Source organism: Pseudomonas sp. 1L-C-7-B-C1, assembly GCF_057291635.1.
The window spans coordinates 576,941-603,199 of the sequence record NZ_JBXAWH010000001.1; the positions used below are offsets into that span (position 1 = coordinate 576,941).

The following is a 26,259-nucleotide window of genomic DNA, read 5'->3' on the forward strand; positions in this document are numbered from 1 at the left end:
CGCGTTCGCGAAATATATTCTCGGTTGCAAGGGGTTGAATTGTTCGTGGATCGGCGCCAACACTGTGAATGAGGGCAGACGAAAAACACCTCGTCCAGACTCTCCCGAGCAAGCCAAAGTAAGGGAAGAACTATGCAAATCCAGGTCAACAGCGATAACCACATCGAAAACAGCGTCCGTCTGGAGGAGTGGGTACGAACCACGGTTGAAACTACGCTCGAACGATACGAAGAGGATCTGACCCGCGTTGAGGTCCACATCAACGACGAGAACGGCGACAAGCCCGGCCCGCATGACATCCGTTGCCAGATGGAAGCCCGGCCAAAAGGACACCAACCTATTTCCGTGACCCACAAGGCCGATTCTATTGATCAGGCCGTGGATGGCGCAGCGGTCAAACTCGACCACGCGCTGGAACATCTTTTCGGAAAACTGCGCGGCAACAAACGCGGCGCGGCTCCGGTGATTGAAAGCGATCTGGACGACGAGCCGGTCAGTGCTGACGCGCTGCTCGAAGAAGAATTTCTCGAGAAGGATGACGCGTTGCACGGCTGATGCAGCAGCCTTGAAACACTGAACTGCTGAACGAGGGGCGGACCTGGAAACGGGCCCGCCCCTTTTTGTGTGCGGCCATCAAGCGGCGAGCGCACCACTGATTAGTTGCGCTAAACACAGCGGCAAGTTCATTTGCCAACCCGGTGCACACTAAGAACGCATGAAGCGCGCAAATGGTGCCGGGTTGTAAACACCCAAGCGATTGGCCAGTACACGATGGACGTCGAAACCGTGACCTTGTTGGCAACTCAGCGCCTCGCGGTCAGCCCGTTGGGAGCATTTACACCTTTCGCCCCTTGTGGCCCAAACCCTGCAAGCTTTGTATCGTCGAGCTTACACCTCACCTGCGCGGCGCAACCTTATTGGCTCCCCGCGCAGTGACTCGCTCAATGTGACGACCTTTCAACGGAACACTTATGGATACCACCGTGACTTCAGCGAGCGCGGCCAAGGCAGGAATCATCAACCGTTGATCGGCTTCGAGAACTAAAGGGATTCACCCCCAGTCAACTTATGCAGATCGTTAACAGGTAACAGGCCATGGATAACCCTTTTCAACTGATCACCGACGCCTTCCATCCCGACTATCGGGTCAACCTGAGTATCCAGGGCCTCGACGGGACCATCATGCTGACGCTGTCGAATGAATCAGGTGTGGTCGCCAAACGCTTGCTCAGTGCTGAGCAACGCAATTCGCCCAAGCGCCTGCGTCGCTTGATCGAAAGTATCCAGTTCGGCATCGCCATCGAACAGGGCCACAGCGCCATCAAAATCCTGGCAGCCATGACCGACGGTGACCTCAAGCAACTTTCGCCGCCGCCCACCCGAACCAGTTTTCTCAGCCGTTCGCAGTCGGCAGCCGGCATCTGATTTCTGATACGCATGGAGTGAGGTGATATCCATCGCCTCGCCAGCGCAGCCTCTTCGGGGCATCATTCTTGATGCGCCCCGCCACCTGCCGACGATCGCCAACCCCCCTGTAACTCCCGCCGATTCAGCCCCCAGACAGAAAGCACCTGTTACAACAAACCTGTAGCAAGCCGGCTGCCCCGTGTGAACAAAAAACGGCGAGCAGCAGAGTCTGGACAAGTCTGAGGTGACGATATGTCTCTACGATACATAGCGCTGATTGGCGCGCTGGCGCTCGCGACCGGCTGCGTGGAAGAAAGAGTGGTGCATGAGCGCCGAGTGGTCGACCGACCCGCGCCCCGCGCCGAATACGTCGAAGTCGTCGCCCCGCAAGCGCCGCCCGTGCGCGTCATCGAAGAAGAACCGGCTCCGCGTCCGGGCTACATCTGGTCCCGCGGCTACTGGCGCTGGAACGGCAACCGCTACGTCGCCGAACACGGCCACTGGGAAGCGGTACGGCCGGGCTATCGCTATCAACATCCGTACTGGGAAAGCCGGGGCGATGGCTGGCATTACCATGTGGGGGTATGGGTGAACTGACCGTTCTTCGCACATGAAAATGCCCCGTTGAGACGGGGCATTTTTTTTGGATTCGCTGGTGGATAGCTCATCGTAAAACAGCTCGCTGATTGCAAGCGGCGATTACAAGGGAGAGGCAAGTTCGTACCGAACGACTATCCCATCTTGCAAAGTATCTCGGTCGCCGCTGCAGCAATAACCTGCCAACTGCTTGAAGCATCACTGGTCGTAGCGCTAACGGCGAAGGATAGGATCCACTCTCAGTTGTTTTCTAGCGACTGTAGTCCTAAATTAGCGGCATGCCGTGGTCCTGTCGGGCCACCATCTGAGCGTAAATGCCGCCCAACAATGGAGACCTAACTGCTAAATGGATTTTTTCGCTAATTTACCTAGCTGGGGCGACATCGAGCGAAATCTCGACCAAAAATTCAGTGAGCTGAATCAGGGCGTTGATGACGGCTGGAACGGCTTCAGCCGCCGCATCAGTAACGGCGCAACTCAAGCCTACGGATACGTGGGTGGGCATAGGATCGATAATGTTCGCCACGCGCTGGACTTGTCCTCCCCCATCATGCAGATGAACATTCGGCGCAAATGGGCGTCGATCAATATTGAGGAAATTCTGCCGGAGTTGATTAAGCTGTTGCAGGAAGTTGTGATGATCGTGGGCGGCAGCGTCATGATGGGAGCTGCGATGGGTGGCGCAGCCGGCTCACTTGCTTTAGGTGCTGGAGCCTTGCCCGGTGCGGCAATCGGCGCAAGTGTAGGGTTGCAGGTCGGAAACTTGATCATGGCAGCGCTTGGATTATATGCAATCGCTGGTTATTTCTCGGCAGGTATCGGGCCATGCCTATCGACGATATACGAAGGGCTATGCACTGCGTGGCAAGCTGAAGACGGCTTGAAAGATCCAGGCCTTGACCCCACTGGCGGTTCCGCTGCGATGATCCAAGACCGCATAGAGCGCGCATCTCGTCTGCTGGCCCAAGGTCAAGAGCAGTTGGTGCTGCTGTTGCTCATGGCAATTGTCACCTATCTGACCCGTGGGGAGATGAGAGCGGGTGTATTCAACAGCCTGGAAAGTATCGCAACGAGAAGTGCCAAGCTCCGAGCAGATATTTCCAGCAAACCGATCGTTGAATGGCTCACGAAAAATGAAGAGACCCTTTTAGGGCATCCTGAATTACAGATCAGGGGAGTCACTTCAGTCGAGCAGCTGGCGCGGGAAAGTAAGATGCGTGACTTTTACGCCAAGCAAGACCCAGAGTTCGTGTCAGTCGAGCATAAACGAAACTCTGTGAAGACACTTGAGCCAAAGGGCTTAAGCACCCAGCAGATCCATGATTACCTGCAAAGCGCTGATGGGCAGAAATATATCGCTAAAATTGTAGCGGCAGATCCTAAGTTATCATCTATAGGCGTTATGGAAAGAGCTTTCAGCCATGTAGCATCAGGGAGTAACGTACCGATCACCACAAACATTACAACACCGCTTGTAAAAATCGTACCTGTGACCGAAAAAGGCGCTTCTGACTACTCGCCATTCTTCACCACAATGGAAGAATTGCAAGCGGCTGCTAAATCCGATAAAACGCTAGCAGATGCACTCGGCTTACCGGTCACCAGTGAAAATGCCAAATATCACATTTTTGAAATTACGCCACTTCAGCCCACCGAAGTATTCAAAAGCACGGTTGCACCAACAGTAGAGTTCGGCGGAAATATCACTAGAACAGGCGGGGCGGCACAGTATCTAGTGCCTAACCGGAAAGAATGGTCCGCAGCAAAGCTCATTGGCGAAATCGACAATTAGGAATCAGCATGGATATTCTAGCGTTGAGACAGACCGCAATCGAATTGCGGAAGCAATTAGAACGGTATAAAGAAAAAGAACCCGCAGCACTCGCTTTGTACCAACACATGGAGCATTTAATATCGGCCGCCGAACGAGGTGAGATCACTAGCCAAGTCGAAGCACGAGACATACCAGGCCATCGAATTATGGATGAATCAAACCTCCGAAAATATCGCGATCTTTCTGAAGCTTACAGCAATTTTTATGTCGAACTTATCGAAGGTCGCGGCTCGGATACGCTCAAGATGATTGAAGAAATCATAAAAAAGGCCAGGAAGTAATCCTAGCCCGTCTGGTAATGCGTATGGATGGGAAAGGCCGTCGCCACGCCCCTGTCCCCAGTCCTCGGCGTTGGCCGCTAAACGCATACATACCAAAAGCCAAGACCTATGCCGGGCAAACGGTAGATGAGTCCTAAACAATAAGGACTCATCCCATCCCTACTCCACTTTCTCCTGCACCGACGGATACCTCGACGAGGAATACCTCACGACCAGAATCGAAAACGCCAGTAAGAGCACGCCGCCACACACATAAATAATCCCCAGATCCGGCGCCTTGTGATGGGATACGTCACTGATCAGCAAGCGGATCAACGCGGTCACCCCGATATAGAGCAAGAACCGCAGGGGCATGTGGTTGGTCTTGAAATAAATCCCGACCATCGCACCTAGTTCGAGATAGATGAACAACAGCAAAATATCATCCACGGCGATGTATTCCTGCCCGAGCATACCGATGAAGGCTTTTATCGCGGCATAGGCAGTCACCGCGCCGATGCCGAACAGCGCCAGGTAATGAAACGCCTCAACGGCCAGATTGCCCAGGCTGTTGGCGCCGCCATGAAGCTTGGCCCGCATTCGATCTGCCCATTTCACACCACCCATCCCTCACCTCCCCTGACCAAACCAAAACTGTTCATAACGAACGCTGCGATTGAGCGCAGCGGTGGAGCGGTCGACGCAGGGCTATGGCCGCGTTGATGTTCACGATGTACTTCCTTGAGTAACCCGAACCGGATGATGCTCCGTGCGCATGACGATTTGCTCGTGCGCGCATGGCTGCAGGCAAGCATTAATAGGGCCATCGGCTAAGGTTGAGAACGTGACCAGATGTCGCAAGGTGGCTCGCGACAAAAAAGTGAGCGCGCACCCCCTACCCAAGCTGCGGCGATTCACCTATGCTGCGCACTGTATAAATACACAGTAAAAAGACGGAGTACGCTGTCTTTGCATCATCTGTCGGCCACAAGCGTTGAGCGCCCGGGCTGATCCCTTACAACTCTGGAAATGACGACGAGGCCAACAATGGCTGTTGAAACCCTTTACCGCAGTACCCGTGATTTGGAGACTACGTTCGTGGACCGCAAACTCGCCGATGCCCATGATCAGATGCTGGAACTGGCCGAACTGCTCACTGACGTGCTGATGAAAAACGTCGATGGCCTCTCCGAAAAACACGCAGAAGACGCCAGCATTTTCATGGCGAAAAACCGTGCCGTCTTCGCGGCCGCTTTCAAAAGCAATGCCCTGGCCCTCAACGAGCTGGCACCTGCGGCTGAGCAGGCAGAGTGATCAGGCCCGCGACGTCGCCTTCAGCCGGTTGACTGCGGGGTTGTCACGGAGCGATTCAGTCCATGTCCAGCAGCCGCTCGGCCAGCTCATCTGCAACCCGCGCGGGTGAGCGCTTTTCGGCTTGCGCATGGGCGAACACCTCGGTCAGCCGCGTGCCGATCTGAGAAAGATGTGCGGTAATGGTGCCCGGGCTTTGCCCCTGATGATGCAGCGCCACATAAATCAGACCGCCTGAATTGATCACATAATCCGGGGCATAGAGAATGCCACGGGCTTCCAGTTGGTCGGCAATGGCGGCGCAGCTCAGTTGGTTATTGGCGCCACCTGCCACTGCGGCGCACCGCAACTTGGTGACACTGTGGCTGTTGAGCACACCGCCCAGCCCGCACGGCGCAAGAATATCGCAAGGCGTGCTGAGCAACGCTTCGCTGGCGATCGGCTTGGCCCCCAACTGCTCCATGGCGAGTTGCACCTTGCCGCTGTCCAGATCAGCCACCAACAACTCGGCGCCCGCCGCATGCAACTGTTCAGCGAGCGCGTAACCCACATGGCCCAACCCCTGAATCGCCACGCGCAAACCTTCCAGATTGTCGCTGCCCAATCTCGCCATGGCCGTGGTTCGAATCCCGGCGTACAAACCCAAGGCGGTATGCGCAGATGGGTCGCCTACCGCCGTGGTGCTGGTGACATGCTGGGTGTATTGGGCAATGCAGTCCATGTCCTCCATGGAAGTGCCGCTGTCCATGGCCGTGACGTAGCGGCCGTCGAGGGTCTGCACGAATCGCCCGAACGCCTCGAACAAGGCGGCACGATCGGGCACGTGGGCCGGACGCATGATCACCGCCGTCCCACCGCCCAGTGACAGCCCGGCGAGTACAGCTTTGTAGCTCATGTTCCTTGCCAGCTGAATGGCATCCTCGATAGCACTCTCTTCGTTTGGATAGGAGAGGTAGCGACAGCCTCCCATCGCCGGGCCTTTGCGGCTGCTGTGGATCGCGATCACCGCCTTCAGGCCGGTGCGCGGCTCAACCATCATGTGCAGTGATTGCACGTGTGAGCTTTGCATGAGAGCGAACATGGGCACTGCTCCCCCTTTTTCGTACTGGCGAGTATAGGCGCTGATTGAAAAAAAGAAGGCTGGCCCTGGAGGATCCGGACGACGGACTGCCGTTGGCCACGCCCGATCAATCAACGCTGGACGAAGGCGGCGGCCAGGGCTAAAACAGAGCCATCCCTTAAATCTTCTCAGCCGTCTTATCCTGCCGGAGAAGTCGATGAATCCGCGCCAGCAATGCATTGCCTGTCTAGAACGGACCCCGCCGTCTACCTTCGAAGCCGCTGCGTGGATCGCCACAGAGCACGACGGCCAGGTTGATTTCCAGGCTGTCCGCGACCAGCTAACCGCTCTGGAACGCAGCGTCAGTGCGGCGCTCCCGTCGTTGCCGGCCGCAGAGCTTGCCCAGCCCTTGCTGCGGCAACTGGCGACGTTGGGATTTCAGCAGGACGATGCCGCTCAGCCCAAACCCCAGGCTGCCCTGATCCATAAAGTCCTTGAGCGGCGTCGGGGCCAACCGTTGGGGCTGGCGCTGATCGCCCTGGAAATCGCCAGACGTCTGGAGATCCCACTCGAAGGCGTTAATTTCCCCGGGCATTTTTTACTGCGCGTGCCCGGTGCCGACCATACGCTGGACCCTTGCGGCGGGCGCCGACTCTACCCAAAGGACTGTCGTGAATTGTTGCTGCGGCAGTTTGGTGCGCAGATGCAGCTCAAGGCCGAGCACATGCAAATAGCGACGCCTGCGGCGATGCTGCAGCGTTTGTCACGCAACCTGCGTTACCTGCATCAGTTGAATGACGACCTGATCGCGGCGCTCAAGGACGCGACCCGCGTAATGGAGCTGGGCCAGGCCAACACCAGCGATTACCTCGCTCGTGCCAGCCTGTACCAGCATCTGGATTGCCCACAGGCCGAACGTTTCGACCTGGAGCATGCGTTGATGTTGAGTGAGGACCCGGTTCAACGGGTGCGGCTCACTCAACGTCTGGTTCAGCTGCCCGGGGTGGGCGCTTTGCACTGATTATCGAAACCGCGGCACACTGCCAGACGACCGTTTTGCCGTCTTGCCCAGGCGCTTCACTTTCTCGGCCTTGCGGATCTTGCGGATCTGCCTGGCGGTTTTGAAGGCTCCCAGTGCAGCCTTCATGAAGTAGCCCCTCGCGCGGGCGCGGTCGCCGTCCTGATACGCATGGATTCCGCGGTAGAGATCAACGCTCGCGTGAAGCGCCGTCCAGACCAGCTTCGTCATTGGGTTCAAGCCAGCCAGCTGACCACCGTATTTACGGACGAAAGCATACGTATTGAGCAGCCTTCGCTCGTTGACACTCTCGGTCTGCGTGTCGATGTCCACGATCAAGTGCTGCACCGCGATCCCGTGCAAGCTCTGTAGTGTTACTGGCGCAGAGTGAGAAACTTTATAAGGTTTGCCGTCGACGACGGGCGATACCTCAAGCTTTTGCATCAACGTTCCGATGATGCGTTGAGCGCCGTAATAGACCTGATCATAGTAATAACGGCTCATCCCGGGGCGGGACACAGAGCGAACAACGTCATCCTCCTGGCGGAACAGATAGCCATCGGGCGCACCCGGTGTGTAGACCATCGTTCCCAGGCGAGCATTGGCTTTATCCGGCTTGAAAACGTAGATATTGGCAAAGGATTTGTACGCCATCATCAGCAGATGGAGTGTCCCCGGCGCCTGAATATTGTTCCCGACGATACTACTGTCCAGACTTGTGATCATCCGCACGAGCCAGTTGTAATGATCAGCGTCAAGCCGGCCTGCGGCGTACTCAATCAACGCGTCACGGCGCAATTCACAGTGGGTTTTGCGCGCGAACAGGGCGCGAGCCCTGGGCGGCGGGGAATTGGTCAGACCCAACGTGTGCTGGCGCAGTTTTTTGATGTACTCATCGGCATAGTTGGAACCGCGGATCATCTCGTCAACGAAAGCACCCGTAAGCGCGGAGAGATCCTGGCCAATCGACGAATACACGGCAGCATCGGGATCAAAATCGTATTCCTCTTCCGAGTAGCCGACCATGAACAGGTCCGTCAGGCACTTGAGCGTGGTGTAGCGGCCGAAATCCGGTTCACCCTCGCCAGCGTTACCCTCCACATCAAAAAACACAGTGTCCGGGTCGATGCGGCCCGGCACCCCGGACGCCTTCAGATGCCTGTCGATCAAGCGCTCGCATTCGCGACGGGCAGCCTGGCGCCAAGGCGTGATGCCGAAAGCATCGTAGGCTTTGTTCAGTGCTGCAATTCGATGGGTCAGCACCACCTGCGCCATCCGGTGTTGCTCGGTGACATGCTGCATCCGCCCACTGGCGACAATCTGATTGCGCGCCAGCATTTGATCGACCTTGTAACGGCTCAGGCCCGACAGCGCGTCGGTGAAAGAAGCGCCGTTGACGGCAAGGAATTGAAGGCTGTCCGTAGACCATTGCGAAGGCATCAGCTGAATGCTTTCAATGTACGGAACGACATGCTGGTCTGCCTTGACGACGGTCTGGTCCAGAAGGTACTGCGCACCACGCGCATTACCCGTCCAGCTACCGACTTCGAGGGACAGCTTGCGCCAGGTGTCGAAGTCAAACATCTCGCGCCCATTTGGCTGACCCGGTGCATACAGCACATAGAACTCGTCATCGCCGTTGACCTCACGAATGACGACCACATCTTCCAAACGCCGATTGCCGCCTTTGAGGTACAGACCACCTAACTTTATCGCGGGGCTGCCGGAAAGATTCGACTGCACTTGCTCGATCAAAGCCAGACCGCGATCAGAAAGATGCCCTTGCAGCTTGGCCTCCCAGGCACTCAGCGCGATATTGCTGGCGCGCAATGCGCTCATGGCATCCACTGCGGTTTGGTCGCGGTAGCGACGCTCGACTTCGCTCCCGTAGCGCTGCTTCACATTGAGGTCTCGCACCAGGCGGCGCACGAACTCGAAGTTCAGGTGTACATGGGCATAAGTGGCATCGACCTCGATACTCGGGGCGAGGGCCAAATCCGTCTCCGGCATGCCGTCGAGCGCAAAGCCCAATAGAGTGTTTGTGTACACAGTCTTCAGCGGCGCGTCTGCGAACTGCATTTCATCGGGCAGATGGATCGTCACGCTGGACGGGTCAAGCGTGTAACCCAAATGTTTCATCAGATAAGCCGCGATTTCTTTCCGTGCAAAGACTTCGGGCGTCTCGATGCCAACCAGTTGCGCTTGCATTCGCGCTTCGCACAGCGACTGCTCAGCGGCGAGTGTCTCGTAGCGCTGACGATCTGACGGCGCAGCGAACCGCAGCCATTGTGGCAGGCGCCGCTCATGCACGAATGCCAGCAGATCCATGTAGCGAGCATTCAGAGCCTGCTCCAGGTCGTCCAGACGGCTAACGTCCTCGAACATCTGCAACAGCGCATCCGGGTCGCCACTGCTTAAAGGTGCGTGGGCAAGCAAGTGGTCGAAATCATGCAGCTGTTTTTCACGAAGACTCGCGATGAATCGGGCCGCTGGCTTTTCTTTCAACAGTGAGTAGTCAAGGTCTAAAGCCTCCGCCGAGACGTCGTTGAGCAGCATTTGGTGTTCGAGCGAGAGACAACCCAGGATCAGATCCCGCGAGTCGGTCTGCGCCAGGCGCCGCTTTAACTCGAGTTCCATCGCGTCCAGCGTTGCGAACTTCTCCACCCCGCCAGTCGGGCTGAAGAGATAGACGATGGCATCGGGGCCAATTGAATCCCGTGGCATGACATCGACGTCTTCGGCAGTCGCGACGCAGATGCCGATCAGTGGCAGCACCGAGCCATCCGATGTCCGCAACGACAGCGCGTAACGGCCCATGCAGTCGGGAGAGTCGACAATGCTCAGCAGCCGCTCTTCTTCCTGAGGGGTGAGCTCGCGGGTGCCGACGGCCAAACCGATGGCGTGGCCAAGCACCCACGACTGCAAGGTTTCGAAGACTTCCTCGCGTGTGCCGCTGACCGCGTCTTCGCCGGGAATCCGTGTAAAAGTCTGCTCGTCAACTGCCCAGTACTGATCGAGACTGAACTTGAAAAAGCCGGGCAGCCTTTTCAGCAGATCGGGCAACATTTCCCTGACCGCACCGATGTCCAGACCTGCCGGTGCATATGCAGTGTGCGCGGAGTCTCTTCGCGTCGACAACGCTGCTTGTCGATCATCGAGGTGAGTGGTGTCTCCGACAAATGCGCGCAGCAGGACCTCGGTCAGTGAGAGGGGTGCGGGATCGAGCCCGCCTGCATTGTTTGCATGAATGAACAGCGCGTCAGGATTGGGAAATCGCGTAATCCTAACCAGTGCGTCGGCCAGCAGCTGCCTCGCCGCCTGATGCACAGTCGGAGCCTCCCGAAAATGCGCGACCATCAATGCCGAAAGCTCGGCCTCTTTATCGGCGTGATCGAGCAGCGAACCCGCCGTCGGGCCGGTGTGTTTTTTAAAATGATCAGTCATCTTTACAGCTCCATAATGACCGCCCGCGCCACAGAGGCATCCAGCCAAAGTGTGAAATACGTGGGCGGTCCGAAAGAGCTGTCATCTAACCCGCTGAATCGCAGACCGATGGAATAACTATTGATAGCGATGAGCGCGACCAGCCGATCCATGACGCAGGAAAAAGGAGCGATTGTTTGGCACTCGTTGCGCGTTCCTACTGTTGCTGTGGCGGTAACACTGCTTGTCACAACGCGAGCTGTTTCGAGTTCCTCATACCCTTTATCCTTCGCAGCCTCTGAGCAACCACTGGACCTTGAACGGCTTGGGGAAGCGCTCAACCGTCGTCACCGACGTTGTGTTTTGAAGCTCCTGGATTCAACGTCTTATTGGCCGCTGCGATTGCAGCGGCTTTTTTTTGCGTGAACGGCCGGACGCAAAGAAATGCTTCAGGCGCGGATGTTCACCAGCGAAGGTTCGCGTGGCGTGTTTGCATACTCAGCAAGCGCCATCACGACGGAAATGACCGTTTTTAATTCCACCAAGCCATCTTTGGCCACATCATTTTCCCGGTTCATCAGGTCATGAAGCGCGCCCAACTCCTTCTCAAAAAACGCATAAGCATTCACTTCGCGCTCTGAGTTAATTTCCTTTCCATCAGCGTCGAATTCGATATCGATGCTGGACATCGCATCAACAAGCCCTTCATCGATAAATCCGCGCTCCGCCAACACCGCACCGATCTCCCTCAACTGTTTGTTGTTCGTCCGGGTAGGGTCGAAGCCGGCCAGATCAAGATTCAACCCTTGTAGTTTTTTGATGTTGGAAAGACTCTCATCTGCCCAGTACTGTCGGACTTTTTGTTTGACTGCCTGCTCCTCGGTACTTAACCCGGAATTGGCCTCGAAGCGTTTGTAGGGAGCAGCCACATACACGCTCAGCCGCTCTTGCACTTTGCTCAAATTGCCAATCATAAAACCTCCTGAAAATCGGTTGATCCTCAGGAAATGTCGGGCGGCTCGGGGCGGGGTTTAGGCTGAAAAAGTGAAGACGGAATCATTGCCTCATTCAGAGACCGTTCCTACGTCGCGGTAAATAACTTTCCTACAAAAACGGCCAATCCGATCGCCCGGACTGGCCGTTATGTGAGCACAGAGAGCTCAGGCAAATTTCTGCAGATTCGCCATCATTTCCTTGAGCGCTTCGATATTGTCGGCGGGGTGCACAGCGTCGCTGAAGTCACTGATGGTCTGCCACTGCGCCGCGACGTCTTCCGGCGAGAAGCCTGCATGAGGGTTGAAGCCGGCGCCCAGACTGCGCTCCCAGCGGACTTTGCCGATCCAGCCGCCACCCACTTCATACAGGCCGGCACTGTCCTGGCACTGCTCGCTGCCCAGGTACACCACCAGCGGGCTGACCAACTCGGGCTTGAGCAGATCGAACACACTGGCCGGAATCAGGCCTTCGGTCATGCGAGTGCCACCGGTAGGGGCGATGGCGTTGACCAGGATGTTGTTTTTGCGCCCTTCAACGGCGAGCGTGCGCGTCAAACCGTACAGCCCGAGCTTGGCCATGCCGTAGTTGGCCTGACCGAAGTTGCCGTAAATACCTGAAGTGGACGAGGTGAAGATGATGCGGCCATAGTTCTGGTCCCGCAGGTGGGGCCAGGCAGCTCGGGTGACTTTGTAGGCGCCTTCGACATGCACGCGGTAAACCAGGTCCCAGTCGGCGTCTTCCATTTTGGAGAAGCTTTTGTCGCGCAGGATGCCGGCGTTGTTGACCACGACGTCGACGCGGCCGAAGGCATCGAGGGCGTTCTGGACAATCTTGTCGCCGTCGGTGACCGAATCATGATTGGCAACCGCCTCGCCGCCCGCTTCACGGATTTCCGCAACCACTCGATCCGCTGCCAATGCATTGGCGCCTTCGCCGTGGGCCGAACCGCCGAGGTCGTTGACGATCACCCGCGCGCCGTGTCGGGCGAACAACAACGCATGGGCTCTTCCCAACCCGCCGCCCGCACCGGTGACGATCACCACTTTGTCTTCAAAACGCACGGACTCGCTCATGTTGCTCTCCCCGATGATGAAGCCGGCGCTGCTGCCGCTGCCCTGGATTCATCAGGGCGTCAGCAGCAGACGCGGGCGTAATGGTCATCGAGTCTCGCCGACCCGATGCACGGTCACAATCAACACGGGGCACGCTGAATGGTGGTCGATAACGCTGAGGGATGGCTTGGCCATTGCCCGGCCACCACTTGAAGCATTGATGGCTGGCCCTTGCGCCTGGCTGCCCATGAGCAACAGGCTCGCCGTTCAGGCGTTCAGCTGTCCGATGAACTCCGCCAGCCACGGCTCGGCATCGCTTTCCGGGGTCACGGTTTCGCTGGCGTCTAGGCGCAGCATCTCCGGCACCTCTCGAATCCCCAGCTCGGCAAAGAGCTCACGCATCAACTCGCCGCCCGCGCAAAACGTATCGCCGTAACTCGCGTCGCCCAATGCAATGACGCCACCGGGCAATCCGCGCCAGGCAGCGGGCAGCACGTCGCGGATCTGGTGATAGAGCGGCTGAATGTTGTCCGGCAGCTCGCCCATCCCAGTGGTCGAGCTCACTGCCAGCAGGGCTTCTGGCGCAAAGGTTTGCAAATCGGCAAGGGTGGCGCGTGGATTGAACAGTACTTCGTGCCCTGCATCCTTAATAAGCTGTTGGGCGTGGCGGGCAACCTCTTCTGCCGAGCCATACACCGAGCCCGCAATAATCGCGACTTTCATGGGTTCATCCTGTGACGGGTAAAATCGTGCGGCATTATGCCTCAGCACAGCGCGATGTCTTGGACTCCTGACCTTGCGCTGCCAAACGTGAAGCGGATCGACGAGCACGGCGTTGATGCAAAATAAGGTTCAACGATGCTGGGACATTCCTGTCTCAATTGAGTACCTCTACTACTTTCAGATTGGCAGTCGATCCCGTCAGGACGCCGCCACGATCCGGCCGGCGGAAAAGGCGTCGAGTTAAACGCCGAACGGGCGCAACCTCGGCTGGAGAATGAAATCCTGAAGGGGTAACATCTTGCAACTGACGAACGGCCGCAACCTACCTGCGAACGATCTGTCTGCTCTTTCAATAACCGGTTAATCGAGCCTGGCCATGCAGCGCGACAATATCCTCACGCCTGATGAACTGGAGTTCATCCAGAACATGCAGCACAACCCCACGCTGAATCTGGGCGACAAATCCAGCAGCCTGGTGGTGAACGGTGGCGTGCAGATTCAGGACCTGCTGACTCGCTTGGCTGCCCATGAGCAAGTCACGATTCAGGCCCAGTTCGATAATCAGCAAATGACCTTCCCGCTGCATCTGGTGGAAGACGAATTTCATGCGCTGCACCTGGAGCTGGGTGCGCCGAGCATCTTCGAAGAAGGCCCGCGCATTCGTCCATGGCGCTTGATATTGCCTGAGCCAATGCCGCTGCAAACCGAAAAAGGTTCGCCCACCGCGCTGTGGGTACATGAAGTGTCCTTCAAAGGCATCCTGCTGGAAATACGCAAGCAGACCAAGCCGCCGAAGTCATTTGCCGCCTGGTTCTGTCCGGAGGGCCATGCACCGATTTCGTTGCGCGGGACCTTCGAACGTCTGACTCAGCATGGTCTGGCAGCGTATCGGTTGAGCCAGAACAGTAAAGAAGACACTGAACGTCTGCGTCAGTACATTCTTCAGGAACACCGCAAGATTCACCCTTCGATGCACCTCTAGGATTGCCAGATCAGGCGATCCTTTACGGCACTCTCCTCATCCGATAAACACCTCTGGCTTTATCGCAGGATTCAGGAATAATCCTTGCTTGCTTTTTCCAGTGAAGCTGACGCATCGCCACCACCCCGGCGCCGCGTCATGTGATTTCCCTACCCGGGAAGCTCACTTGTTTATCGGAGATACACAATGTCTACCTCACCCGTCACGCTGATGGTTGCCCGTCGCGTCGCCCATGGCCGCTATCAGGAACTGATTGCCTGGCTGCATGAAGGCGAACAGCTCGCTACCGACTTCCCCGGCTATCTAGGGTCCGGCGTGCTTGCTCCGCCGCCTGGGGATGACGAATTCCAGATTATTTTCCGCTTTGCCGATGAAGCTACCATGCACGCCTGGGAGCATTCCGCCTCCCGACGCTCCTGGCTGGTGCGCGGCAGCGGCCTGTTTGCCAAGAATTCCGTGCACCGCGTGAGCGGTATCGACGGCTGGTTTGGCGCCGTCGGTCAGCGCCCGCCGCGCTGGAAGCAAGCCGTTGCCATCTGGCTGGCGTTTTTCCCGGTGTCACTGCTCTTCAATTTCGTGCTGGGACCGCTGCTCAGTCAGTTGGATTTATTCCCGCGCATCATGATCAGCACGTTGATCCTCACACCGCTGATGGTGTTCTGGTTTATTCCGCTGTCGACCCATCTTCTGGCGGGATGGCTGCACAGCGGCACGCCTGCACAGGTCAGCGGAACGGAGCCGGCGTCTACCCGCTAGCGCTCAGCCACAAGCGCTTTCCCGATCCGGGCGCGGCCGAACTGCGTTGCAGCGCCCGACGTGGCGCCAATTCAAAAACATGTACAGCCCTGCTGGTGTTGTACAAGAACCGACCGTTGGGGTAACTTTGCCCCACGGTCGTTTTCGATGGTGCACGCGAGCCTTCACTGTTCGCCATTCAGCACCGACTCGCCCGACCTCTCTCCCCGTTGATGAATGCGTGACGACCATGGCCTGCTCCCCTGCCCCTGTCTTGATCACTGGTGCCAGCCAGCGCGTTGGTCTGTATTGCGCCGAGCGTCTATTGGCGGAAGGCCAGCCGGTGATCATCACCTACCGCAGCGAGCGGCCGGGCGTGCAGCGTTTGAAAGAGCTGGGCGCCGTGGTGCTTGAGGCTGATTTTTCGTCAGAGACGAGCGTTCTGGATTTCATCGCCCGACTCAAGGAGCGGACTGGCAGCCTGAGGGCCATCGTGCACAACGCGTCCGACTGGCTGGCCGAAACGCCGGGGGACGAGTCGGATGTGTTCATGCAAATGTTCAATGTCCACATGCTGACGCCCTACCTCATCAATCTGCATTGCGCCGAGCTGTTGCGGCGCTCGGAGACGGCCGACATTATTCACATCAGCGACGACGTCACTCGCAAGGGCAGCAGCAAGCACATCGCTTACAGCGCCAGCAAGGCAGGCCTGGAAAACCTGACCCTGTCCTTCGCCGCCAGATTTGCACCCCATATCAAGGTCAACGGCATTGCCCCGGCCATGCTGATGTTTCAACCCGATGACGACGCGGCATACCGCGCACGCACGCTGGAAAAGTCGGCACTGGGCATCGAACCTGGCGCCGAGGTGATCTACCAGAGCCTGCGCTATCTGATGGATACCTCCTACATCACCGGCACCACTCTGACCGTAAACGGCGGACGGCACGTCAAGTAAGCCGCCCCGAGGAAACATTGATGACCCTGTCACTGCCACAGCATTACCGTGAGATCCTTGTCGGCCTGGGTGAAGATCCTGAACGCGAAGGCCTGCTGGATACGCCCAAGCGCGCCGCCAAGGCGATGCAATACCTGTGTCATGGCTACGAGCAGACGCTGGAAGAGATCGTCAACGGCGCGCTGTTTGCCTCCGCGAGCGACGAGATGGTGATCGTCAAGGACATCGAACTCTATTCGCTGTGCGAGCATCACCTGCTGCCCTTCATCGGCAAGGCTCACGTGGCCTACATTCCAACCGGAAAAGTTCTGGGCCTGTCGAAGATCGCGCGCATCGTCGACATGTACGCGCGGCGCCTGCAGATTCAGGAAAACCTGACGCGGCAGATCGCCGACGCGATTCAGGGCGTGACCAAGGCCGCAGGCGTGGCCGTGGTCATTGAGGCTCAACACATGTGCATGATGATGCGCGGCGTTGAAAAGCAGAACTCCACCATGAACACCTCGGTGATGCTCGGCGCCTTCCGCGAGTCGACCACGACCCGCATGGAATTTCTGCAATTGATCGGACGGAGCAAGTAGTCCATGGCAAGACTCGAACCCGGTACCGCACGCATCAGGGTCAAAGACCTGTGCCTGCGTACGTTTATCGGCATCAACGAGGCCGAAATCCTCAACAAGCAGGACGTACTGATCAACCTGACGATCCTGTACGCGGCGCAGGAAGCGGTGCGCGACAACGACATCGATCACGCGTTGAACTACCGCACCATCACCAAAGCCATCATCCAGCATGTGGAAAGCAATCGCTTTGCCTTGCTTGAGCGCCTGACCCAGGAAGTGCTCGACCTGGTAATGACCCATGACGAGGTGCAATACGCCGAAGTCGAAGTGGACAAGCCCCACGCACTGCGTTTCGCCGAATCGGTTTCGATCACCTTGGCGGCAGCGCGCTGATTTCTGCGATCGCCGGTTCAGGCCCACGCTTGCCCGGCCTGACTGCCACTCTTATCATCCGCCCATCTTTACTCCGACCGAGCACACCATGACCGAGCAACAACGTCTTGAACTCGAAGCCGCGGCTTTCCGCCGTCTGGTTGCCCACCTCGACAGCCGCAAGGACGTGCAGAACATCGACCTGATGAACCTCGCCGGTTTCTGTCGCAACTGTCTGTCCAAGTGGTACAAGGCCGAGGCCGACGAGAAGCACATCGACATCACGCTCGATGACGCCCGCGAAGTGGTTTACGGCATGCCGTACAGCGAGTGGAAATCCACGTACCAGAAAGAAGCCAGCGCCGAGCAGCAAGCCGCGTTCGTCAAGGCACCGAAGCATGACTGACCTAAGCGCCCTGCGCGCCAGCCTCGCCAGCGGCAATCATCTGTTCGCCGACACGCTGACGTTCATCGCCGCGCATTACGAGTATCAGCCTCACGCGTTCAGCAACGGCCCGGTGGAGAACGCCGCTGGCCAGAACGAAGGCTCCTGCAAGACCCTGGGCTTGGCGCTGCTGGAAGGCCTGAGCGATGAAGAAGCGCTGCTGGCTTTTGGCGAGCACTACCGGTCTGTGCTCGACACACCGGACGGTTCCGACCACGGCAACATTCGGGCGCTGATGGCAAACGGACTGGCTGGCGTGAAGTTCTCGGCCGAGCCGCTCAAGCTCAAGGCCTGACCGCAGGTTTTTCGGCGAAAAGGCGCGTTTGCCAGACATAAAAAAAAGCCGGCTCAATGAGCCGGTTTTTTTGCAGCTGATGGTCAGGTCAGAACGAAACGTTCGCCAGGCCGTCCAGGTAGCGCTCGACGTCCAGTGCAGCCATGCAGCCTGCACCAGCCGAGGTGATGGCCTGACGGTAGACGTGATCCGCCACGTCGCCGGCAGCGAAAACACCGTCAACGCTGGTGGCCGTCGCATTACCTTCGCGACCGCCTTGAACAACCATGTAGCCGTCTTTCAACGCCAGCTGACCGTCAAACAGGCTGGTATTCGGCGTGTGGCCGATGGCGATGAACACGCCGTCGACGGTCACTTCGGAATAGCCGCCGTCGTTGTTCTTCAAGCGCGCACCGGTCACGCCCATGTTGTCGCCCAGGACTTCGTCCAGGGTAGCGTTGAGTTTGAGCTCGATCTTGCCCTCGGCGACACGTGCATGCAGCTTATCGATGAGAATTTTCTCGGCGCGGAAGGTATCGCGACGGTGAACCAGGGTGACCTTGCTGGCGATGTTGGCCAGATACAGGGCTTCCTCGACGGCAGTGTTGCCGCCGCCGACCACGGCGACCGGCTTGTTGCGATAGAAGAAACCGTCGCAGGTCGCGCAGGCCGACACGCCCTTGCCCATGAACGCTTCTTCGGACGGCAGACCCAGATAACGGGCGCTGGCGCCGGTGGCGATGATCAGCGCGTCGCAGGTGTAAGTCGCGTTGTCGCCTTTCAGGCTGAACGGCTTACCGGCCAGATCGACCGCATTGATGTGATCGAACACAATCTCGGTCTCGAAACGCTCGGCGTGTTCACGCATACGCTCCATCAACGCCGGGCCGGTCAAGCCATGGGGGTCGCCCGGCCAGTTGTCGACTTCGGTAGTGGTGGTCAACTGACCACCCGCCTGCATCCCGGTGATCAGCAACGGCTTGAGGTTGGCGCGCGCGGCATAGACTGCAGCGCTGTAACCGGCAGGGCCGGAGCCGAGAATAATCACTCGCGAATGACGTACATCAGACATGACACACTCCTATTGACCGGCCATCGTTACGCGTGGTCGGAGTCACTGGGTCTGAACCGGCGTGCCGGTTGAGAGGGTTGGGACTGACGGGGGCCTGTGGCTACACGGGGCGCACGACGATCCTGAAAACGAGAAGCTGCCACTCGGGGCACAGCAACGGTGAAAGTTGGCCGCAAGCTTATCGGGGCGGAGAAGATTAAGGAAATATCGTTTCACAATCCAGCTCATAGGCCAGCCCTATCCTCATCCTCCCCTTTGCGCATGCAGTCCTGCATAGACTTTATCGCTGCGCGATTGTTTCAGCGAATGTCTCACCCACGGCAGCGCTTCCGCCGTCGTAGCAAAGCCGGTAAGGTCGGCGCGATATCACTGCCTGGAGGCACACATGCCTGCACCCGTCCTGTCTGGCCCGCAATACCTGCGCGAAGGCCTGAAACTGGTCTTGAGCCCCGGTCTGCGCCTGTTTGTCCTGCTGCCGCTGGCGATCAATCTGGTGCTGTTCAGCGCCATGATTTACTTCGCCGGCCACGAATTCAGGTTGTGGGTCGACTCCTTCATGCCCACCCTCCCCGGCTGGCTCAGCTTTCTCAACTACATCCTGTGGCCGTTGTTCGTGGTGCTTGTCGCGCTCATGGTTTTCTTCACCTTCACCATGATCGCCAACATCATCGCCGCGCCGTTTAATGGCTTTCTCGCTGAAAAGGTAGAAGTGGTCCTGCGCGGGACGGATGATTTTCCCGCGTTCAGTTGGGGTGAGCTGGTGGAAATGGTCCCGCGCACTTTGAGCCGGGAGATGCGCAAACTGGGCTATTTCCTCCCGCGTGCCGTGGGCCTGTTCATCCTTTCGTGGATTCCCGTGGTGAACCTCGTCGCCGCGCCGCTGTGGCTAATATTTGGGGTGTGGATGATGGCCATCCAGTACATCGACTACCCCGCCGACAACCACAAAATGAGCTGGCAAGACATGCTCGCCTGGCTGCGCGCCAAGCGGTGGCAGAGCATGAGCTTCGGCGGGATTGTGTATCTGGTGCTGCTGATACCGGTGGTCAACATCCTGATGATGCCGGCGGCGGTGGCCGGGGCGACGTTATTCTGGGTGAGGGAGCGTGGGGCGGAGACGCTGGCGGAGCGGATTCGGTGATGTAGAGAAAAGGCCTCGATTGAGGCCTTTTTTGTACGCAAGCTTTTTAAACGGGTCGATCAGCGCTCTGGAAATCCAGGGTTGCCGCCGACTATTCGACGTAGGTTGCGCAGCCCGTTTCCGGCAAGCTGCCGCGCGTCACATCAAACTGCACAACTCTGCTTCCGCCTTCAGCCGGGAGCGTCGGGCGGCTCAAACGCCTTTCCCCTTGCGATCTGTGTAGGGCATTTCCTGATCTCCATTAGGACGCGTCCCGTTCGTGTTTTGTCTATGGAATGACGGTGAGGAATGCCTCATCTTCGCCCGCTTCAGCCCCTGTCATGGATGAGTTGATCGGTTCTTTATGGACCGGTCGGGGGCGCATTCTCCTGCCAGGGACGCTCATTCATGCTCACCGTATTGCCGCCTTTCTTCGATCACAGTCGCCATAAGCTTGTTGTTCATCGTTTGCCCTTTGCGCTCGACGTCTTGGCCTTCGAGGGCGAGGAACGGCTGAGCCGGCCGTTTCTTTATCGCGTTGAATTCACTTCCATCGAACAGGACATCGGCGCCGAGCGAGTGCTGGGCAAGACAGCGCAGTTCAGCCTGCATGCTGCGGCACATACGTTGCCTGTTGCGATTCGTGGCTTGCCGGTGCCTCGGGTTGAAGCGTTGCGGACGTTGCATGGGGTCATCACCGGCTTCAAGCGGCTGTCCGGTTCCGCTGACGAGGCCAGATACGAGATTACTTTGCAGCCGCGGCTGGCGTTGCTGGGTCGTGGGCGGCAGTTCCGGATCTATCAACATCAGTCGGTGCCGCAGATTGTCGAGAGTATTTTGCGCACTCGGCATGATTTCGAGGGGCAGGATTTTCTGTTCACGTTGGTGCGGGAGTACCCGAAGCGTGAGCAGGTGATGCAGTACGGCGAAAGCGACCTGGCGTTTATTTCGCGGCTGCTGGCTGAGGTGGGGATCTGGTATCGCTTTGTGAACGACGAGCGATTGGGGATTGCGGTCGTCGAGTTTCATGATGATCAGCGTCATTACGTCAGGCCTCGGGTCAGTCTGCCCTACCGGCCTCAGTCGGGGCTGGGCAGCAGCGGTGCGGACGGGGTTTGGGGGCTGCAGGTCAGTCATGAGGTGGTGGAGCAGAGCGTTCACTTTCGGGCTTACCACCATCGGGATGCGAACGCATGGCTGGATGGGGATGTTGATCAGACGCGGGGTGACACCACAACTTATGGCGAGGCGTATCACTATGCTGAGCCGTACAAGATGCTCGGTCACAAGCTGGATCAGGACGAGGATTTAGAAGGCGAAAGCGGGTTTTTCTATGGTCGGCTGCGGCATGAGCGGTATCTGAATAACCAGACTCGCCTGAGTGGCATCAGTAGCAGTGCGTCTTTGGGATTGGCGCAGGTGCTGGCGATTTCCGGTGGGGCGCCCCGGGCGTTTGAGCCGGGAGCGGTTATTACAGGACTGCAGCTGCGCGCTGCTCGGGATCGCAGTTTTGAGCTGAGCTTTGAGGCAATTCCCTATTCGGAGAGCGTGTGTTTTCGGCCGCCTTTGCTGACCAAGCCTGAGATAGTGGGCACTGTTCCGGCCCGTGTCACCAGCTCGCTGGCCAACGATCCCTACAGCCACATCGACAGCGAAGGTCGTTACAAGGTCAGCTTTCTGTTCGACCGCGATAGCTGGAAACTCGGTGAGGAAAGTCTGTGGCTGCGGCTTGCCCGTCCGTATGCCGGCGACACCCACGGCCTGCACCTGCCGCTGATCTGCGGCACCGAAGTAGCCATCGCGTTTGAGCAAGGTGACCCGGACCGGCCCTACATCGCCCATGCCCTTCACGATAATCGCCATCCCGACCATGTGACGCTGCTGCGCAGCGACTACAAACGCAACGTCCTGCGCACCCCGGCGAATAACAAGCTGCGCATGGAAGACGACCGCGGCAAGGAACACATCAAACTCAGCACCGAACACAGCGGCAAGAGCCAGCTAAACCTTGGGCATCTGGTCGATAACGAGAAGGATAAGCGCGGCGAAGGCTTTGAATTGCGCACCGATGGCTGGGGCGCGATTCGGGCGGGGCGCGGGCTGTTCATCAGTACGGATGAACAGACCAAAGCCCACGGTCAGCAGCTGGACATGGACGCTGCAATCGACCAGCTCGAAACCGCGCTTTCCTTGGCCCGCACCATGGCCCAGGCCGCGAGAGGTGCGGGCGCCATTCCCGCCGATACAAGCGGCCAAACGCAACTGAACGATGCGCTCACCCATCTCACCGAGCCCGGTCTTCTGCTGCACGCGCCGGCCGGCATCGGCATGGTCAGCCCCGAAGCGATCTGCCTGTCCTCCGGTCGCGAAAGTGTCGCCATCACCTCGTCACGCTCAACCGACCTCAGCGCCGGACGCAACATCACCGGGACCGCCGAAGGTGCGATCAGCCTGTGCGCCGTCACCCAGGGTCTGCAACTCAAAGCGGTTCAGGGCGACGTTCAGCTTCACGCCCAAACCGGCGCGCTGCACGCACTGTCCAACAACGACATCAAGATTCAAAGCCTCGCCGGCCGGATCGAAATCAGCGCCCCGGAAGAGCTTCTCCTGCATTGCGGTGGCGCATTCATCCGTATCAAGGATGGCGAGATCGAGCTGGGCGCGCCCGGCAATATCTATCCCCGAGCCGTTCACGTGGTAAAGGGCGGTGCTACCACGCTTACGACTCCCGTGACGCCAATACCTTATGGCTATGGGGCAGGGTACACCCTGGTCGACGCGCAACAGGCCGCCGCCCGTTTCGTCCGTTACCGGATCACCACGCAGAACGGCGAAGTGTTCAACGGCGTGACCGACAAGGACGGCAGAACCATGCCCGTCCACACGATGTTGCCTGGAAACATCGCGATCGACTTTCCGCAGCCTGAAGAGTGGCTGACGCCGCGTCCCGCACCTGAACTGGAGGAGGAAGAAGAGGAAGAGGTTGAACTGGAGCAGTTGATTACGCTGCGCATCGGCATGTTCTTCGATGGCACGGGTAACAACCGGGACAACAGTGAAAAAGCACGCGCTTGCTATGCCCGTGACGTGAATCTCGCAGAGGCAGCGCCTGACATCGTCGCGTTCTGCCAGAAGCACGGCTTTGATGGCAATGGCGGCGCACCGGACGACAGTTTCGGGAATGACAGCAGCAATGTGGCGAAGCTGTTTGAGCTCTACAGAGACGACAGCGACAAGCAAATTCCAGATGAGGAGACAGAGGCCGCACTTCGAGTCTATGTCGAAGGCATCGGCACCAGTAGCACGCAAGGCGACTCGCTGTATTCCCAAGCCACCGGGCTCGGCGCGCAGGGGGTCAGAGCCCGTGTTGAGGAAAGCCCTAGTTTGGTACTAAAAACCCTGCGAACGTTTGAGGGGAACAATCCTGAAAAACGAATCAAGCGGATCGAATTCGACATTTTCGGATTCAGTCGAGGTGCAGCCGCAGCAAGGGATTTCGCAAATGAGTTGATGAAGGGTCACAACAGTATCCTGGCCGAGACCCTGCCCGCCGGATCGCACATTTTGGCTGATGGATTCAGTTGGGAGCCTCAAGCAGATTTCTGCATCAACTACATCGGCATTTTCGATACCGTGGCCGCCATTGCTGACTGGATGCACGGAGACTTTAACGGCAATAACGCCATCAACCCCGGCATCGATATTCGGCTGGCGCCGGGTACTGCGCGAAAGGTTGTACACCTCGTTGCCAAAGACGAACGCCGCTATAACTTTTCGCTAAATCAGGCGAGCGGTGCCGAGATCCTTCTCCCCGGCGTGCATTCCGATCTGGGCGGAGGATATCTGCCCGACGTGGTCGAGCGCGTGATGCTTAGCAAACCTCGCAACAACGAAATTGCTAAAAACGCACCTAACCACAGCGCTGTCAGTTATCAACTCACCCAGCAAGACTTGCAACAGGTCGAAGCGATCTACGCCAACTACACCCTTCCGCTGGAAATCCGCACCTGGCATGTCGACGTCGCCAACAACGCCAAAGGCGATGTCTCTCATACTAAACGCGTTTATGCCGCAGTGAGCAGTCAGCGGGAAGTGCGCAACGATCTGGCGCTTGTTTATCTGCGAATCATGCGTGAGCTGGCGGTGCAACATGGCGTGCCGTTTCGAGAAGTCCCAAACGAGGATAAACGCCTTGCCTTGCCTTCTGAGCTCCTGCCCATCCACGAAAAACTTATGGCTTATGCGTTGGGAAAATCCGGTTCCTACGGTTTAAGCCCGGCCGAAGAGACATTGCTCTACCAACGCTACATTCACCTCTCTGCTCACTGGAATCCCGTCACTCACCCATCGGCTGAACGCGACACGCTGTTCACCAACCGGCCTGGCGAAAACTACCTGCGAACGGTACATCCCAATGAATAAGCTCGTACTAGGCGTCGCACTGATGCTGCTGCTCACCAGCTGCACGACTGCTAGCAGCCGGTCAATGCCATATGACGCATGGCGCCTTGGCTTCTTCGCTCCCGATTACATGGAGGTCTGGATTGAGACAGCCAATGTGTTGGATAACAGCGGTTATGTAATTTTTGAAGCAGGCAGGGGGATACCCTCAATGACGTATCCCCGCGCGTTTAGCAAAGGGATTCCCGAGGTATTCAAGGGCGATCCGAAGGGATGGCCAGAACGCCCCGGATGGGGCGCTGGGAAATACGTCAAGCGCGCAGACCTACCCAGAGAACTCTATATCCGCTGGCAATCGCTGGTTGAACCGCAGATTTATCACGCACGTATCGATATTCCGGAGTCGATTAGGAAACTTATGCTTAAAGGTGAAAAAACCTTCTGCCGGGCTGACGGAAAGTGGATCACCGGATATCGCGAAGCCATCGTCATCGGCTTGGCGCCAGGTGGCATCGCAAAAGTTTGGGTAACGGGCCCTTGTTTGTCTCCCATTGAAGTGACGAGGGTGCAGGCCAAGATAGACCCAACCGGGCCAAGTGACGGCTTATCTGGTGGCAAGTTCGTTCAGCCATCGGCTGAGTCCAGAGCCTATGTCGACAAATTCGGCATTCCGTATGGCTCGTGGTGAGGAATTAAATGAAGGTGTTCATTGCCGGATGGACTACCGCCCGTTGCAGACGAGCTCACCGCTTACGCGCTAGGGAAGTCCAACACCTACGTGTTGAGTCCGGCCGAAGAGACATTGCTCTATCAACGTTATGTCCCGCTCTCCTCCCACTGGAATCCGGCCAATGACTGGAACAGTAAATTCGATACCGTGGTCATCAACCGGTCTGATGAAAACTACCTGCAACGGTGCATCCCAATGAATAAGTACGCACTAGGCGTCGCACTGATACTGCTGCTCACCAGTTGCACGATTGCTAGCAGCCGGTCCATGCCATATGACGCATGGCGCCTTGGCTTCTTCGCTCCCGATTACATGGAGGTCTGGATTGAGACAGCCAATGTGTTGGATAACAGCGGTTATGTGATTTTTGAAGCAGGTAGGGGGATACGCTCAATGACGTATCCCCGCGCTTTTAGCAAAGGGATTCCCGAGGTATTCAAGGGCGATCCGAAGGGATGGCCAGAACGACCCGGATGGGGCGCTGGGAAATACGTCAAGCGGGCGGATCTACCCAAAGAACTCTATATCCGCTGGCAATCACTGCTCGAACCACAGATCTATCACGCGCGCATCGACATCCCCGAATCAACCCGAGAGATCATGCGCAAAGGCGAAAAGGTATTTTGTCGTGCCGATGCGAAATGGATCACCGACTACCGCAAAGCCATCGTCATCGGCTTGGCACCGGGCGGCATTGTCAAAGTTTGGGTAACAGGACCTTGGTTGTCTCCCATTGAGGTCACGAGGGTTCAGGCCAAGGTCGATCCGACCGGGCCAAGTGACGGCTTATCTGGTGGCAAGTTCGTTCAGCCATCGGCTGAGTCCAAAGCCTATGTTGAGAAATTCGGCATTCCATATGGTTCGTGGTGAATAGCCGCTCTGATATTCAGCTACCAAAAACGATGGCCAGTCATTCAACGAGT

24 protein-coding genes and 1 pseudogene are annotated in these 26,259 nt (G+C 57.7%); 18 read left to right on the forward strand and 7 right to left on the reverse strand.

Translation table 11 applies throughout. The annotated features are described in order from the left end of the window. Window positions 1-132: 132 nt before the first annotated feature. The 5 genes from AC0Z8Z_RS02590 to AC0Z8Z_RS02610 all read left to right on the forward strand — a co-directional run bounded on the left by AC0Z8Z_RS02590 (window position 133) and on the right by AC0Z8Z_RS02610 (window position 4,119). Window positions 133-555, forward strand: a complete 423-nt coding sequence (locus AC0Z8Z_RS02590; protein ID WP_122535302.1) for an HPF/RaiA family ribosome-associated protein — start codon at window positions 133-135, stop codon at window positions 553-555. A gap of 540 nt (window positions 556-1,095) precedes the next feature. Then, a complete protein-coding gene (locus AC0Z8Z_RS02595; protein ID WP_122535301.1) occupies window positions 1,096-1,425 on the forward strand; it encodes a DUF3509 domain-containing protein in 330 nt (109 codons plus the stop codon). 234 nt (window positions 1,426-1,659) lie between these two features. Next, entirely contained in the window at window positions 1,660-2,004 is a 345-nt protein-coding gene (locus AC0Z8Z_RS02600) for a YXWGXW repeat-containing protein (protein WP_122535300.1), read from the forward strand. A 346-nt stretch (window positions 2,005-2,350) separates the two neighbouring features. Then, the gene (locus AC0Z8Z_RS02605; RefSeq protein ID WP_485617735.1) at window positions 2,351-3,796 is read left to right on the forward strand and encodes a DUF6861 domain-containing protein; all 1,446 of its coding nucleotides are present in this window, start codon (window positions 2,351-2,353) and stop codon (window positions 3,794-3,796) included. Window positions 3,797-3,804: 8 nt separating this feature from the next. Continuing rightward, window positions 3,805-4,119 carry a hypothetical protein gene (locus AC0Z8Z_RS02610; RefSeq protein ID WP_485617736.1) on the forward strand — a complete coding sequence of 105 codons (315 nt, stop codon included), beginning with the start codon at window positions 3,805-3,807 and terminating at the stop codon, window positions 4,117-4,119. A 159-nt stretch (window positions 4,120-4,278) separates the two neighbouring features. Here the strand turns inward: AC0Z8Z_RS02610 and AC0Z8Z_RS02615 are convergent, their stop codons facing one another. Next, window positions 4,279-4,725 carry a phosphate-starvation-inducible protein PsiE gene (locus AC0Z8Z_RS02615; protein WP_172609665.1) on the reverse strand — a complete coding sequence of 149 codons (447 nt, stop codon included), beginning with the start codon at window positions 4,723-4,725 and terminating at the stop codon, window positions 4,279-4,281. A 420-nt stretch (window positions 4,726-5,145) separates the two neighbouring features. On the opposite strand from AC0Z8Z_RS02615, the gene AC0Z8Z_RS02620 reads away from it, so the two are divergent. Next, window positions 5,146-5,412 carry a YebG family protein gene (locus AC0Z8Z_RS02620; protein WP_122535297.1) on the forward strand — a complete coding sequence of 89 codons (267 nt, stop codon included), beginning with the start codon at window positions 5,146-5,148 and terminating at the stop codon, window positions 5,410-5,412. Between the two features lie 55 nt (window positions 5,413-5,467). Here AC0Z8Z_RS02620 and AC0Z8Z_RS02625 read toward each other — a convergent pair whose 3' ends face one another. After that, window positions 5,468-6,490 carry a Glu/Leu/Phe/Val dehydrogenase family protein gene (locus AC0Z8Z_RS02625; RefSeq protein WP_485617737.1) on the reverse strand — a complete coding sequence of 341 codons (1,023 nt, stop codon included), beginning with the start codon at window positions 6,488-6,490 and terminating at the stop codon, window positions 5,468-5,470. Between the two features lie 196 nt (window positions 6,491-6,686). Between AC0Z8Z_RS02625 and AC0Z8Z_RS02630 the strand changes: the two genes are divergently transcribed. Beyond that, on the forward strand, window positions 6,687-7,490 hold the full coding sequence (locus AC0Z8Z_RS02630) for a SirB1 family protein (protein WP_485617738.1): 804 nt from the start codon (window positions 6,687-6,689) through the stop codon (window positions 7,488-7,490). Here the strand turns inward: AC0Z8Z_RS02630 and AC0Z8Z_RS02635 are convergent, their stop codons facing one another. From AC0Z8Z_RS02635 to AC0Z8Z_RS02650, 4 genes are all read right to left on the reverse strand, one after another. Beyond that, window positions 7,491-10,931 carry a dermonecrotic toxin domain-containing protein gene (locus AC0Z8Z_RS02635; protein ID WP_485617739.1) on the reverse strand — a complete coding sequence of 1,147 codons (3,441 nt, stop codon included), beginning with the start codon at window positions 10,929-10,931 and terminating at the stop codon, window positions 7,491-7,493. Window positions 10,932-11,359: 428 nt separating this feature from the next. Continuing rightward, window positions 11,360-11,884 carry a hypothetical protein gene (locus AC0Z8Z_RS02640; protein WP_485617740.1) on the reverse strand — a complete coding sequence of 175 codons (525 nt, stop codon included), beginning with the start codon at window positions 11,882-11,884 and terminating at the stop codon, window positions 11,360-11,362. A 186-nt stretch (window positions 11,885-12,070) separates the two neighbouring features. After that, window positions 12,071-12,979 (reverse strand): SDR family oxidoreductase, encoded by a 909-nt coding sequence (locus tag AC0Z8Z_RS02645; protein ID WP_485617741.1) that lies wholly within the window; start codon window positions 12,977-12,979, stop codon window positions 12,071-12,073. A 246-nt stretch (window positions 12,980-13,225) separates the two neighbouring features. Next, a complete protein-coding gene (locus AC0Z8Z_RS02650; RefSeq protein WP_485617742.1) occupies window positions 13,226-13,681 on the reverse strand; it encodes a flavodoxin in 456 nt (151 codons plus the stop codon). Between the two features lie 376 nt (window positions 13,682-14,057). Between AC0Z8Z_RS02650 and AC0Z8Z_RS02655 the strand changes: the two genes are divergently transcribed. The 7 genes from AC0Z8Z_RS02655 (at window position 14,058) to AC0Z8Z_RS02685 (ending at window position 18,034) form a co-directional block, all read left to right on the forward strand. Beyond that, window positions 14,058-14,663 (forward strand): hypothetical protein, encoded by a 606-nt coding sequence (locus AC0Z8Z_RS02655; RefSeq protein WP_485617743.1) that lies wholly within the window; start codon window positions 14,058-14,060, stop codon window positions 14,661-14,663. Between the two features lie 186 nt (window positions 14,664-14,849). Further along, the gene (locus AC0Z8Z_RS02660; protein ID WP_485617744.1) at window positions 14,850-15,419 is read left to right on the forward strand and encodes an antibiotic biosynthesis monooxygenase; all 570 of its coding nucleotides are present in this window, start codon (window positions 14,850-14,852) and stop codon (window positions 15,417-15,419) included. 229 nt (window positions 15,420-15,648) lie between these two features. Beyond that, the gene (folM, locus tag AC0Z8Z_RS02665; protein ID WP_485617745.1) at window positions 15,649-16,359 is read left to right on the forward strand and encodes a dihydromonapterin reductase; all 711 of its coding nucleotides are present in this window, start codon (window positions 15,649-15,651) and stop codon (window positions 16,357-16,359) included. A gap of 20 nt (window positions 16,360-16,379) precedes the next feature. Then, window positions 16,380-16,940 carry a GTP cyclohydrolase I FolE gene (folE, locus tag AC0Z8Z_RS02670; protein WP_485617746.1) on the forward strand — a complete coding sequence of 187 codons (561 nt, stop codon included), beginning with the start codon at window positions 16,380-16,382 and terminating at the stop codon, window positions 16,938-16,940. A 3-nt stretch (window positions 16,941-16,943) separates the two neighbouring features. Further along, window positions 16,944-17,315, forward strand: a complete 372-nt coding sequence (folX, locus tag AC0Z8Z_RS02675; RefSeq protein ID WP_172609675.1) for a dihydroneopterin triphosphate 2'-epimerase — start codon at window positions 16,944-16,946, stop codon at window positions 17,313-17,315. 88 nt (window positions 17,316-17,403) lie between these two features. Next, window positions 17,404-17,700, forward strand: coding sequence for a DUF1244 domain-containing protein (locus AC0Z8Z_RS02680; protein ID WP_122535277.1), 297 nt, complete (start codon window positions 17,404-17,406; stop codon window positions 17,698-17,700). Then, the gene (locus AC0Z8Z_RS02685) at window positions 17,693-18,034 is read left to right on the forward strand and encodes a HopJ type III effector protein (protein WP_485617747.1); all 342 of its coding nucleotides are present in this window, start codon (window positions 17,693-17,695) and stop codon (window positions 18,032-18,034) included. The genes AC0Z8Z_RS02680 and AC0Z8Z_RS02685 overlap by 8 nt, the downstream gene beginning before the upstream one ends. Before the next feature lie 88 nt (window positions 18,035-18,122). On the opposite strand, the gene trxB is transcribed toward AC0Z8Z_RS02685, so the two are convergent. After that, window positions 18,123-19,085: a thioredoxin-disulfide reductase gene (trxB, locus tag AC0Z8Z_RS02690; protein ID WP_485617748.1), complete on the reverse strand. Its 963-nt coding sequence runs from the start codon at window positions 19,083-19,085 to the stop codon at window positions 18,123-18,125. A gap of 385 nt (window positions 19,086-19,470) precedes the next feature. Between trxB and cysZ the strand changes: the two genes are divergently transcribed. From cysZ to AC0Z8Z_RS02710, 4 genes and pseudogenes are all read left to right on the forward strand, one after another. Further along, window positions 19,471-20,226: a sulfate transporter CysZ gene (gene cysZ, locus AC0Z8Z_RS02695; protein ID WP_122535271.1), complete on the forward strand. Its 756-nt coding sequence runs from the start codon at window positions 19,471-19,473 to the stop codon at window positions 20,224-20,226. 387 nt (window positions 20,227-20,613) lie between these two features. Then, window positions 20,614-22,950, forward strand: a pseudogene (locus AC0Z8Z_RS02700) (type VI secretion system Vgr family protein); the annotation flags it as partial. Between the two features lie 1,669 nt (window positions 22,951-24,619). Continuing rightward, window positions 24,620-25,294 (forward strand): DUF2931 family protein, encoded by a 675-nt coding sequence (locus AC0Z8Z_RS02705; protein ID WP_485617750.1) that lies wholly within the window; start codon window positions 24,620-24,622, stop codon window positions 25,292-25,294. Window positions 25,295-25,315: 21 nt separating this feature from the next. Continuing rightward, window positions 25,316-26,206 (forward strand): DUF2931 family protein, encoded by an 891-nt coding sequence (locus AC0Z8Z_RS02710; protein WP_485617751.1) that lies wholly within the window; start codon window positions 25,316-25,318, stop codon window positions 26,204-26,206. Window positions 26,207-26,259: the final 53 nt, after the last annotated feature.